This is a genomic window from Methyloglobulus sp., assembly GCF_964779595.1.
In genome coordinates this window covers 42,346-54,410 of sequence record NZ_CBAROL010000010.1, presented here as the reverse complement: position 1 = coordinate 54,410, position 12,065 = coordinate 42,346, and the positions used below count along the sequence as shown (strand labels likewise).

At 46.2% G+C, this 12,065-nt stretch carries 12 protein-coding genes and 1 tRNA gene; 3 read left to right on the top strand and 10 right to left on the bottom strand.

The window, feature by feature from the left end; translation table 11 throughout:
- Position 1: 1 nt before the first annotated feature.
- From AC1YY3_RS05715 to rpsU, 9 genes are all read right to left on the bottom strand, one after another.
- Entirely contained in the window at positions 2-1,363 is a 1,362-nt protein-coding gene (locus AC1YY3_RS05715) for an adenosylmethionine--8-amino-7-oxononanoate transaminase (protein ID WP_481823494.1), read from the bottom strand.
- 108 nt (positions 1,364-1,471) lie between these two features.
- Positions 1,472-2,317: a methylenetetrahydrofolate reductase [NAD(P)H] gene (metF, locus tag AC1YY3_RS05710; protein ID WP_481823493.1), complete on the bottom strand. Its 846-nt coding sequence runs from the start codon at positions 2,315-2,317 to the stop codon at positions 1,472-1,474.
- A gap of 99 nt (positions 2,318-2,416) precedes the next feature.
- Positions 2,417-3,709, bottom strand: a complete 1,293-nt coding sequence (ahcY, locus tag AC1YY3_RS05705; protein WP_481823492.1) for an adenosylhomocysteinase — start codon at positions 3,707-3,709, stop codon at positions 2,417-2,419.
- Between the two features lie 39 nt (positions 3,710-3,748).
- Positions 3,749-4,909, bottom strand: coding sequence for a methionine adenosyltransferase (metK, locus tag AC1YY3_RS05700; protein ID WP_482194354.1), 1,161 nt, complete (start codon positions 4,907-4,909; stop codon positions 3,749-3,751).
- A 68-nt stretch (positions 4,910-4,977) separates the two neighbouring features.
- A tRNA-Ile gene (locus tag AC1YY3_RS05695) sits at positions 4,978-5,054 on the bottom strand.
- Between the two features lie 19 nt (positions 5,055-5,073).
- Entirely contained in the window at positions 5,074-6,897 is a 1,824-nt protein-coding gene (rpoD, locus tag AC1YY3_RS05690; RefSeq protein ID WP_481823490.1) for an RNA polymerase sigma factor RpoD, read from the bottom strand.
- A 67-nt stretch (positions 6,898-6,964) separates the two neighbouring features.
- On the bottom strand, positions 6,965-8,776 hold the full coding sequence (gene dnaG / locus AC1YY3_RS05685) for a DNA primase (RefSeq protein WP_481823489.1): 1,812 nt from the start codon (positions 8,774-8,776) through the stop codon (positions 6,965-6,967).
- Positions 8,739-9,191: a GatB/YqeY domain-containing protein gene (locus AC1YY3_RS05680; protein WP_481823488.1), complete on the bottom strand. Its 453-nt coding sequence runs from the start codon at positions 9,189-9,191 to the stop codon at positions 8,739-8,741. Before AC1YY3_RS05680 ends, dnaG begins: the two co-directional genes overlap by 38 nt.
- A gap of 9 nt (positions 9,192-9,200) precedes the next feature.
- Positions 9,201-9,434, bottom strand: a complete 234-nt coding sequence (rpsU, locus tag AC1YY3_RS05675) for a 30S ribosomal protein S21 (protein WP_349027748.1) — start codon at positions 9,432-9,434, stop codon at positions 9,201-9,203.
- Between the two features lie 114 nt (positions 9,435-9,548).
- Here rpsU and tsaD point away from each other — a divergent pair, with 114 nt between their 5' ends.
- Complete coding sequence (tsaD, locus tag AC1YY3_RS05670; RefSeq protein WP_481823487.1) at positions 9,549-10,553, top strand: tRNA (adenosine(37)-N6)-threonylcarbamoyltransferase complex transferase subunit TsaD; 1,005 nt, start codon at positions 9,549-9,551, stop codon at positions 10,551-10,553.
- Between the two features lie 8 nt (positions 10,554-10,561).
- Here the strand turns inward: tsaD and plsY are convergent, their stop codons facing one another.
- Positions 10,562-11,131, bottom strand: a complete 570-nt coding sequence (gene plsY / locus AC1YY3_RS05665; RefSeq protein WP_481823486.1) for a glycerol-3-phosphate 1-O-acyltransferase PlsY — start codon at positions 11,129-11,131, stop codon at positions 10,562-10,564.
- A gap of 88 nt (positions 11,132-11,219) precedes the next feature.
- Here plsY and folB point away from each other — a divergent pair, with 88 nt between their 5' ends.
- Together folB and folK are read left to right on the top strand one after the other, a co-directional pair.
- Positions 11,220-11,573 carry a dihydroneopterin aldolase gene (folB, locus tag AC1YY3_RS05660; protein ID WP_481823485.1) on the top strand — a complete coding sequence of 118 codons (354 nt, stop codon included), beginning with the start codon at positions 11,220-11,222 and terminating at the stop codon, positions 11,571-11,573.
- A 1-nt stretch (position 11,574) separates the two neighbouring features.
- The gene (gene folK / locus AC1YY3_RS05655) at positions 11,575-12,063 is read left to right on the top strand and encodes a 2-amino-4-hydroxy-6-hydroxymethyldihydropteridine diphosphokinase (protein WP_481823484.1); all 489 of its coding nucleotides are present in this window, start codon (positions 11,575-11,577) and stop codon (positions 12,061-12,063) included.
- The last annotated feature ends 2 nt before the right edge of the window (positions 12,064-12,065 follow it).

Genomic DNA, 12,065 nt, shown 5'->3' with positions numbered 1-12,065 from the left:
ATCAATCCCTTACCGCTTGCTGAATGCCATCCCAGGCCACTTCAGCCATTAACCGCAATTCGTCTTCGTTAATGATATAAGGTGGCATAAAATAAATGACATTGCCCAACGGACGTAATAACACCCCTTTGGATAGCGCATATTGATAAACCCGTAAGCCGCGCCGTTCCTGCCAAGGATAAGGTTCTTTTGTGCGTTTATTTTTTACCATTTCAATCGCCACTATCATGCCCGTTTGCCGTACTTCGGCAACGTGTGGATGGTCATGGAATTGTGCTGCCACTGTTGCCAGTGTCTTTGCCAAGGTTTGGTTTTTTGCAATGATGTCCTGCTGCTGAAAAATCTCCAGCGTTGCAAGCGCAGCCCTACATGCCAGCGCGTTACCGGTATAACTGTGGGAATGTAAAAATGCAGTCAACTTTTGATAATCATCATAAAACGCCTGATAAATGTCATTGGTCGTCAATACCGCAGACAAGGCCAAATAGCCGCCCGTCAAACCCTTAGATAAACACATAAAGTCGGGGGTGATTGCCGCTTGTTCGCAGGCAAATAAGGTTCCGGTACGACCAAAACCGACAGCGATTTCATCCGCAATAAGATGTACATCATATTTATCGCAAGCCTCGCGCAGTAATTTTAAGTATACGGGGTCGTACATCCTCATATTACCGGCACATTGCACTAAAGGCTCGATAATCACGGCACAAACCGTATCGGCGTGATCCTGTAAGGTATTCTCCATAAGTGCAAAACGGCGCGAGGAATACTCCGCCCAGGATTCGCCGGGTTCACGGTAATAGCAATCTGGCCCAGAGACGGTAATCACGTCCATCAATAACGGCGCATAGGTCTCCTTATACAACGGCACATTGCCGACCGCCAACGCGCCCAAGGTTTCGCCGTGGTAGCTATTTTCCAGCGTGATGAATTTGGTTTTTTGGGTTTGACCCGATTCGTTCGATTGATTCCGCCAATAGTGGAAACTCATTTTGAGAGCGACTTCCACCGCTGCTGAACCATTGTCGGCATAAAAGCAACGGTTAAGCCCTTCGGGCGTTATTTCCACCAGTTTTTCCGCCAGCTTGATAGCGGATTCATGAGTAAAACCCGCAAAAATGACGTGTTCGAGCGTATCAAGTTGGTCTTTTAGCGCCGCATTGATCGTGGGATTGGCATGTCCAAACAGATTTACCCACCAGGAACTGATAGCATCCAGATAACGGTTGCCATCGAAATCTTCCAGCCAAACGCCTTGCCCTTTTTTGATAGGAATGATCGGGAAGGTCTCGTGGTCTTTCATTTGTGTGCAAGGATGCCACAAAACGGAAAGGTCACGATTGGAGAAAGAATGGTTGGTCATGGGCAATGCACTAAGCTGTAGTCACAACATTCGTTCACAATGCGGTTTGGTGACTCTGGTTTCTTAGCACACAAAACAGGAGCTGAGGATTGTAAGGCAGATGCCGACTTATCGCCGCAAACTTTCTAAAATCGCCAACGTAGGTGCGGATTGGTTCATGGTATAAAAATGCAGCCCTGGCGCACCACCATCCAATAATCGCTGGCAAAGATTACTGACCAAATCCAGACCGAAAGCTTGTATAGACGCACGGTCGTCACCAAAATCGACCAAGCGTTTGCGTAACCAGCGGGGAATGTCCGCGCCGCACATTTCTGAAAAGCGGAATAACTGGGCATATTGGGTTATCGGCATTATTCCAGGCACGATGGGGATGGTTATGCCATTCTTTTCGCACAGATCGACGAAATAGAAATACGCTTCGGCATTGTAAAAATACTGAGTGATCGCCGCATTTGCGCCCACTTCAACCTTACGTTTGAAGTTTTTGAAATCTTCTGTTGCGCTGGGAGCTTGGGGATGCACTTCGGGGTAAGCTGCGACATGGATTTGGAAATCATCGCCTGTTTCCTGGCGGATAAATGCCACAAGTTCGTTGGCATAACGAAATTCCCCCGCCGACATCATGCCGGAGGGCAAATCACCACGCAAGGCGACGATCCTTGATATGCCATGTTCCTGGTAGCTTTTCAGGATAGCCCTTATGTTTTCCTTGGTCGAAGCCACGCAGGATAAATGCGGCGCGGCGGCTATACCTTTCTGCTGTATATCAACAACGGTGTCAAAGGTTTTATCACGGGTCGTACCGCCAGCACCAAAGGTGACTGAGAAGAATTCGGGATTTAATACCGCCAACTTACTGTGTACCAATTGTAAGTTAGCAGTACCTTCGTCAGTCTTTGGAGGATAAAACTCAAAGCTGAATTGTTGCGGATGATTTTGTTGTGATTGCATCAGTATCTGTAGGCTGGGTTAGCGTAGCGTAACCCAGCAATAATGCTGCAAAATGCTGGGTTACGCTACACTAACCCAGCCTACTATTATGAATACTAATTAATAACGGTAATGATCTGCTTTATATGGACCTTCAATCGGAACATTAATGTAATCTGCTTGCTTCTCAGTCAACACGGTAAGATTCACACCCAATTGTTCCAGATGCGATCTTGCTACTTTTTCATCCAATTTTTTAGGCAGGATATAGACTTTATTTTCGTAACTCTTAGCATTTTGCCACAATTCCATTTGCGCTAATACTTGGTTGCAGAAGGAGTTGGACATGACGAAGCTAGGATGTCCAGTTGCACAGCCTAAATTCACTAAACGACCTTCTGCCAAAATAATCAAGCGCTTACCATCAGGAAAAATGACATGGTCAACCTGTGGTTTGATGTTTTCCCAAGTGTATTGACGCAACGATGAGATCTCAATTTCAGAGTCAAAGTGACCAATATTACAAACGATTGCTTGGTTTCTCATAACAAGCAAATGTTTATGGGTAATTACGTTGAAATTGCCAGTTGCGCTAACAAATATGTTTGCAAGTGGTGCAGCATCTTCCATCGTGACCACACGGAAACCTTCCATTGCGGCTTGTAAAGCGCAGATCGGGTCGATTTCGGTAATCCAAACGGTTGCACCTAAGCCACGCAAGGATTGTGCGCAACCTTTACCGACATCGCCATAACCGCAGACGACAGCGATTTTTCCGGCGATCATGACATCTGTCGCACGCTTGATGCCATCGACCAGAGACTCACGGCAACCGTACAGGTTATCGAATTTGGATTTAGTGACTGAATCATTGACGTTAAAGGCAGGGACTTTCAAGGTATTTTTGGCAACCCGTTCATACAAGCGCAAAACACCTGTGGTGGTTTCTTCCGACAAACCTTTGACTTCCGCCATCAGTTCGGGGAATTTATCGTGCATCATGTTGGTCAGGTCGCCACCATCGTCCAGGATCATATTAGGCCGCCAGCCATTTGGTCCGATAATGGTTTGTTCAATACACCAGTCAGCTTCGGCTTCGGTTTCGCCTTTCCAGGCAAATACAGGAATACCCGCCGCAGCAATAGCAGCAGCAGCATGGTCTTGGGTCGAGAAAATATTGCAGGACGACCAACGTATTTCTGCACCTAATGCTGTCAGAGTCTCGATTAACACGGCGGTTTGGATGGTCATGTGCAAGCAACCAGCAATACGTGCGCCTATCAAGGGTTTTGCCGCACCGAATTCCCTACGCAAGGCCATCAAACCTGGCATTTCGGTTTCGGCGATATTGATTTCTTTACGTCCCCAATCGGCTAGGGCAATATCGGCTACTTTGTAATCGTTTTGGCTCATTTGAGTTCCTGAAGTCATTGTGTATATTGGGTCGTTGAATTAAATGCCAGCGGCATCTTTTAATACTTCGATTTTGTCAGTTTTTTCCCAACTGAAGGTGCTTTCCGTGCGCCCAAAGTGGCCGTAAGAAGCTGTCGGTTGGTAAATAGGTTTCAGTAAGTCCAACATGGCGATCAAACCTTTAGGTCTGAGATCAAAATGTTCTCGCACGATTTGCACTAATCTGTCTTCCGTCAATTTGCCTGTGCCGAAGGTTTCAACGGCTATTGAAGTCGGCTCTGCAACACCAATCGCATAAGATACTTGGATCTCACAACGATCCGCCAAACCTGCCGCGACTATATTTTTTGCCACATACCGTGCCATATAAGCGGCTGAACGGTCTACTTTTGAAGGATCTTTGCCGGAGAACGCGCCGCCACCGTGCCTTGCCATACCACCATAAGAATCTACGATAATTTTACGACCCGTCAAGCCACAATCGCCCACAGGACCGCCAATAATGAATTGACCCGTTGGATTAATGAAGTATTTGGTATCTTTATGCAGCCATTCTTTAGGCAAAACGGGTAGAATAATTTCATCCATTACTGCTTCATGCAGGGCTTTTGTGCTGATGTCTGGCGAATGCTGGGTCGATAACACCACAGCATCAATCGCTACCGGTATGTTGTTTTCGTAGCGGAATGTAATCTGGCTTTTTGCATCAGGACGTAGCCAAGGCAAGGTCTTGTTTTTGCGGACTTCGGCTTGGCGTTTGACTAATAAATGAGAATATGTAATAGGGGCTGGCATCAAAACGTCGGTTTCATTACTTGCGTAACCAAACATCAAGCCTTGGTCACCCGCACCTTGTTCGTGGTTTTCACCTTCATCCACACCCATCGCAATGTCTTCTGATTGTTTGCCGATTGCATTCAATACCGCACAGCTTTTGCCATCGAAACCAATATCGCCATTGTCGTAGCCTATATCGCAGACGACTTTTCTGACCAGTTCTTCCATATCCACCAAAGCATCGGTAGTAACTTCACCTGCTAAAACTACCATGCCGGTTTTGACTAAGGTTTCACAAGCCACACGGGAGCGAGGATCTTGCGCCAACAAGGCATCAAGTATGGCATCAGAAATTTGGTCAGCAACCTTATCTGGATGTCCTTCTGAAACAGATTCTGATGTAAATATGAAGTTATTGCTCACAATACCACCTTTGTTAATAGTAAACTTGAATAGCCAAAAGGCTGCACAGGCAGCCTCTATGTACTTAATGGTGGGCCCTGTAGGACTTGAACCTACGACCTGCCGATTATGAGTCGGATGCTCTAACCAACTGAGCTAAGGGCCCTGTGTTTATTTAAATGAAGCTATTCACCATCCAAAAAGCATCTTAATTGCTCTGATCTGGACGGATGCCGTAGCTTCCTTAAGGCTTTCGCCTCGATTTGACGGATGCGCTCACGGGTGACATCAAACTGCTTGCCGACTTCTTCAAGCGTATGATCGGTGTTCATATTGATGCCAAAGCGCATACGCAGAACTTTTGCTTCCCTTGCAGTCAATCCAGCCAACACATTCTGGGTGGATTCACGCAAGCCCGCAATAGTCGCCGCTTCAATTGGGGACAACACCCTTGAATCTTCAATAAAATCGCCCAAATGCGAATCTTCATCATCACCAATCGGGGTTTCCATGGAGATAGGCTCTTTGGCGATCTTTAACACCTTACGGACTTTGTCTTCCGGCATTTCCATACGCACTGCCAGTTCTTCGGGTGTTGCTTCACGACCTAATTCCTGGAGAATCTGCCTTGAAATCCGGTTCAACTTGTTGATGGTTTCTATCATGTGGACTGGGATACGAATCGTCCGCGCTTGATCGGCAATGGAGCGGGTGATCGCCTGCCTGATCCACCAAGTAGCATAAGTGGAAAACTTGTAGCCACGGCGGTACTCAAATTTATCGACCGCTTTCATCAAGCCAATATTGCCTTCTTGAATTAAATCAAGGAACTGCAAGCCACGATTGGTATATTTTTTCGCAATGGAGATAACCAAACGCAAATTGGCTTCGATCATTTCCTTTTTGGCGCGTCTAGCTTTTGCCTCGCCAATCGAAATGCGGCGGTTAATGTCTTTTAAACCACCAATGGTCAGCCCAAAGTTAACTTCAATCTCAGCTAATACTTTCCGAGCTTTACGTAACTCTTTCTCATACTCCTTTAAAACTGCCGAATACGGGTTATTCTTGTCAAAATACTGCTCTAGCCAGTCCGCGCGAGTTTCATTATTTGTATAAGCAGCAATAAACTCCAGACGGGGCATTTTTGCTTTTTTCACAAATATATCATGGATCACTCTTTCCTGTTCACGTACGGAAGCGACTCCATCAGGAATAATGGCTGTGAGTTTTTTCAGGTATTGTGGCGCCCATTTCAGCTCGATAAACAAGCCGGCGAGTGTTTCAAATGCGTTTTCCGTCTGCTCACTGACATAGCCATATTCACTAATAGCCGATGAAGCTGCTTTCAGTTGCTCTCTGAGTTGGTCAATTTTTTCTTTAACTTCATCTAAATTGAGTCCTTTTACATCTTCTTCAGGGCTGGCTACTTCAGCACCTTCTAAACCTTCAACGGCTTCAATAGAAGCCGGACTAATCAATAAGTCCTCAGGTTCGCTTAAGTCAGTAAAGCCCACAATCATGTCTGACAGTCTAATGCTGCTTTCTTCTTCAGAAATGGAATCAAATGATTGCAAAACATCTTCAACAACCACGCAAGACCGAGAAATAGCCTTAACAAGCTGTTGATTGCCTTCTTCAATGCGTTTGGCAATTTTTAATTCATCAGCGCGGGTTAACAACTCAACGGAACCCATTTCGCGCATATACATGCGTACGGGATCGGTCGTACGCCCAAATTCGCTATCGACAGAAGCTAAAGCGGCAACCTCTTCGGCATCTTCATCGTCAGTAGTAACCGTAGCAGAATCGGTAATCAGAGAGTCTTCATCAGGCGCAGCTTCGTAAACCTGGATACCTAAATCGTTTATGGTGCCAATGAATTCTTCGATTTGCTCAGGATCGGAAATATCACTGGGCAAGTGATCGTTCACCTCAGCATAAGTCAGGTATCCCTGCGCTTTGCCTTTGGCTATCAATTGCCTGAGTTGAGAATGTTGGTCTTGACTCATATTTTTCCCATGCCTTACTTTGGTTTAACCTGACTGAAATCAACCGCCAATTGTACTATAAAATTTGTTATATTGCACCGCTATGTTTAATAACCAAGAGCTTACGCAATAATTCCTTTTCGTCCTGATTCAAGCCATTGTCCTTCCCTTTTGCCAGCAATCCATCAAGACAAGCTTCTCTGGCTTGAGCTAGTAACCTATCCAAAGCATCACTAAATTCATTTTCCACGCCTTCCGCCTCGACATTTTGCCCCGAAGTCAGCAAACCCAATGAGGCTAGATCTTTAATAATTTTTTCATCAGGATGATTTCGGTAATGTTCAAGTAATACCGCAGTATTGGCTGGTTTTATTCTCAAAACCACCGCCAGAATATCTCTGAACAATTGAATACCAGAAAATTCCAGTCCATCCCAAATAATTTCCTTCTGCTCGACCTTGCTGATGAGTTCTGGATGCTGCACCAGTAAGGCAATGATTAGCCGTGGCAACGATGGCAAACGCCGTTCATGGGGTCGATTGCCTATTGATTTGGGATTAAGTCTAGCTGGATTTCCTGAAACATCCAGCAAACTTGATCGGGTTAATTCATTCAATCTGACAAACATCATGTCTCGAAACACACTTAATGGCAGCCTCTCTAAGTAAGGCTTTGCTTTATTTATCAATTGTGACCGACCTTCCATTTCGTCAAGCTTAAGGTCGCTAGCTAACGTGCTAAAAAAATAATCCGATAAGGGTTGAGATTGCTGTACGCGCTCGGCAAAACCCTCCGCACCTTCTTCACGCACCAGCGAATCAGGGTCATGGTTCTGCGGCAGCAACATGATGCGGACTTGCCGACCATCTTTAAGTGCGCCGAATGCCGACTCCATTGCACGCCAAGCGGCATCACGTCCGGCTTTATCGCCGTCAAAGCAAAATACCAGTTCGGATGAAAACCGGAATAATAAATCGAGATGGGCTTGCGATGTCGCAGTTCCCAAGGTTGCTACGGAATAGTGAATTCCACTTCCCGCCAAGGCGATAACATCCATATAGCCTTCAACGATGAGAATCCGTTTGGGCTTAGCTTCTTTACGGAGCAACTCGAAGAGGCCATAGACCTCTTTGCCTTTTTGAAAGACTGGTGTTTCCGGTGAATTCAAGTACTTAGGCATTGAATCATCCAATACCCGCCCACCAAAACCGACAATTCGACCGCGCTTGTCCCTAATAGGGTACATAACGCGCCCACGAAAGCGGTCATACGCCCTACCATCCTTATCAATCAACAGTCCTGCTTGGATTAGCTGGTTTTGATCAAAACGATTAGCTAATGCCTGCCATTCATCGGGCGCGTAGCCAAGCATGAATTCCTTGGCACAATCGTCATTAACGCCCCTGGATTTTAGATAGCTAACGGCTTTTTTTCCGGCTTCGTCGGTTCTAAGGCATTTCACGTAGTAAGCCGCCACTTGTTCCAGTAGCTGATATTGGTCGCTGATGTTTTCTGGTTTTTGTGTAGTTCCTTTAAAATCAACCGCTTCCCTAACCACGTCAACACCCGCAAAAGTAGCGAGGTCTTCGACGGCTTCGACAAAATCCAAATGGCTGAAATCCATCAAAAAACCAATAGCATTGCCACTTGCGCCGCAACCGAAGCAATGAAAAAACTGTTTGTTGCGGTTGACTGAAAAACTAGGCGTTTTCTCGGAATGAAACGGACACCGAGCGACGTAGTTCGCGCCGGTTTTCTTAAGTGGAACGTGGGAATCGATTAAATCGACAATATCAACCCTGGTCAGCAGGTCGTCGATAAAATGCTTGGGAATCCTGCCGGACATCGCCAGAGCGGGATGCTTAGTTGGGGAACGCGGCCTTGATTTTGGCGCTGACAACTGCCATATCGGCGCGTCCTTGCATTTTTCCTTTGAGCAATGCCATCACTTTGCCCATATCTTTCACTGATTCCGCGCCGGATTCGGCAACGGCGGCATTCACCATGCCATCAATTTCGGCTTCGGTAAGGGCTTGCGGCATAAAATCCTGGATCACCAGCACCTCTGCTTCCTCAATGGCGACCAAATCCGTTCTACCGGCATCAGAAAATAGCCGGATGGACTCACGGCGCTGCTTCATCATCTTGTCCAGCACTTGAAGGGTTCGCGCATCGTCCAGCGTGATGCGTTCATCGACCTCAACCTGCTTGACAGCAGCCAGCATTAACCGGATGACTTGCAACCTAGCTTTCGCGCCCCCTTTCATGGAGACCTTCATATCGTCCTTGATACGGTCTGTTAGCAAGCCTGTCATAGTTCTGATTTACAGTACGGGACGACCACGACGCAAGTTTTTGAGTGCGTAACGCTCACGCGCTAGCTTTTTCAAATGGCGTTTAACCGCAGCAGCACCTTTACGTTTACGCTCTGAGGTAGGTTTTTCATAGAATTCACGGCGACGCACTTCCGCCAACACACCAGCCTTCTCACATGCACGTTTGAAGCGGCGAATAGCGATATCGAAGGGCTCATTTTCTTTAATTTTGACTGACGGCATAGCTTTCCATTATGTTAATATTTGAATGAAACGGTTTTTAAGCGCGGCATTTGTGCCCACGCAATAAAAAGAACCGTTGATTATAACCCTATCTTTTATTTTTTCAAAAACTCAATGTATGTTTTAGGGATAGAAACCTCTTGCGATGACACCGGCGTTGCCATTTATCACTCCGAACACGGGCTGATTAGCCACCATTTATACAGCCAAACTGCCATGCACAACGAATACGGCGGTGTAGTGCCGGAGTTGGCATCCCGCGACCATATCCGCAAATTAATTCCGCTAATCAAGCAAACCTTACAAGAAAGCCGTCTGCAAAAAAGCGCTATTGACGGTATAGCGTACACTGCAGGCCCAGGTTTGATGGGGGCTTTGCTGGTCGGAGCAGCCACTGCGAGAAGCCTTGCTTGGGCTTGGGGAATACCCGCAATAGCCGTACATCACATGGAAGGCCATCTACTCGCGCCCATGTTGGAAGCTTATCCGCCGCCATATCCCTTTGTTGCACTATTAATATCTGGTGGACATACCTTGTTAGTGCAGGTCGAAGGCGTAGGTCGTTATCAATTATTAGGTGAATCACTGGATGATGCCGCTGGTGAAGCCTTTGATAAGACTGCAAAAATGCTAGGCTTAGGCTATCCCGGTGGGCCGAAATTATCTAAACTTGCCGAACAAGGTGAGCAAGTTTATAAATTTCCACGTCCCATGACAGACAGGCCAGGGCTGGATTTCAGTTTTAGCGGACTAAAGACCTTTACGCTTAACACCTTCAACAAAAGCCAAAAAACCGAGCAAGACAAAGCCGACATCGCTTACGCCTTCCAACAAGCCGTTGCCGAAACCCTCAGCATCAAGTGCAAACGCGCAATCCGGCAAACTGGCATTAAAAGATTAGTGGTGGCTGGCGGCGTTAGTGCAAATAAGCAAATTCGTGCTGCTTTAAGTGAAATGGCGGCATTGGAAAAAAGCGAAATCTATTTCCCCAGATCAGAATTTTGCACCGACAACGGTGCAATGATTGCTTATGCGGGTTGTCAGCGCTTAGTAAGAGGTGAACAGCAGAACCTTGAAATAGTCGCCAGACCGCGCTGGCCGATTAGTGAATTGATCTAAAGCTTTGGCTATTCTTCCCCAGCCAACAACCGCTGTATATTGCTTTTGTGCCGGAACAGCAAAAACACCATCATCACCATAGCCGCACCAACAATAACCTTATCACCCAAAATAAACCAAGCATAAACCGGCGATAACACCGAGGCGGTAAGCGCAGACAGCGATGAAATCTTCCGTAATTTATAAACCAACAGCCAAGTGCCGATAACAGCCAATCCCAAAACCCAAGAAAACCCCAGCAAAACCCCTAAGGAAGTGGCAACGCCTTTACCGCCTTTAAGCCCAAAAAATATGGGATAAAGGTGACCGAAAAATGCAGCCAGGCCGGTCATAGCCAAAATAATCGGTGTCACACCCAATAAATTCGCCAGATAGGCAGGGATAAAACCTTTTAGCATATCCCCCAGCAAAGTGATCGCCGCCGCTTTTTTGCCACCAATCCGCATCACATTGGTGGCACCTGGATTACCAGAACCTTGCCCTCGAGGATCGGGCAAACCCATTATGCGGCAGGTAATAATCGCACAAGAAACTGAACCCAATAAATACGCCGCAGGAATTACCAACCACTCAAACATTAACCACCTTCCATCCAAAACTTGTAACTACTGTTCATATCCCCGATACTTACCGCTTCAAAACGGCACATCATAACCGGAAATTACTATGGACATTATATTTTTAGGCGGGCTTCAAATCGAGACTATTATCGGTATTTTCGACTGGGAACGGGAAACCAAACAAACAGTCATATTGGACATAGAAATGGCTTACGACATCCAAAAAGCCGCCGTAACCGACGATATTGCATTCACCTTAGATTATAAGGCAGTATCCAAACGGATTATCGCTTTCGTCGAAGCCAGTAATTATTTTCTGGTGGAGCGGCTGACAGTGGAAATTGCCGACATTATTATCAATGAATTCAATGTGCCTTGGGTAAAAGTGACCCTGAACAAAAAAGGCGCGATCCGTGGTGCCAGCGATGTCGGTATTATTGTTGAACGAGGGCGTAAGTAACATGCCAACCGGATATATCAGCATTGGCAGCAACATCGACAAGGAAAAACACATTCCTGCCAGCATCAAAGCCCTGACTGGACTTTATGGTCGGCTTACCTTATCCAGTATCTACGAATCTGAATCCATGGGTTTTACAGGCGATGCGTTTTATAACTTGGTCGCAGCCTTTGAATCGAACCTAGATATTAAGAAAATCGTCGATCAATTACGACAAATCGAACTGGACAATGGTCGCAACCGCGACTGTAAAAAGTTTTCCGCACGAACGCTGGATTTAGACCTTGTACTCTATGGTGACGTGATTATCAACGAAGGTCGCATCCAAATACCGCGCGACGAAATCGAAAAATATGCCTTTGTGTTGGAACCGTTGGCAGAAATTGCGGGACATTTACGACATCCTGTCACGCAGATGCGCTATGCAGAATTATGGGAAATATTTGATAAAAGTGATTTAAAACAACATCGTGTGATGCCTGTTTGGTAGCA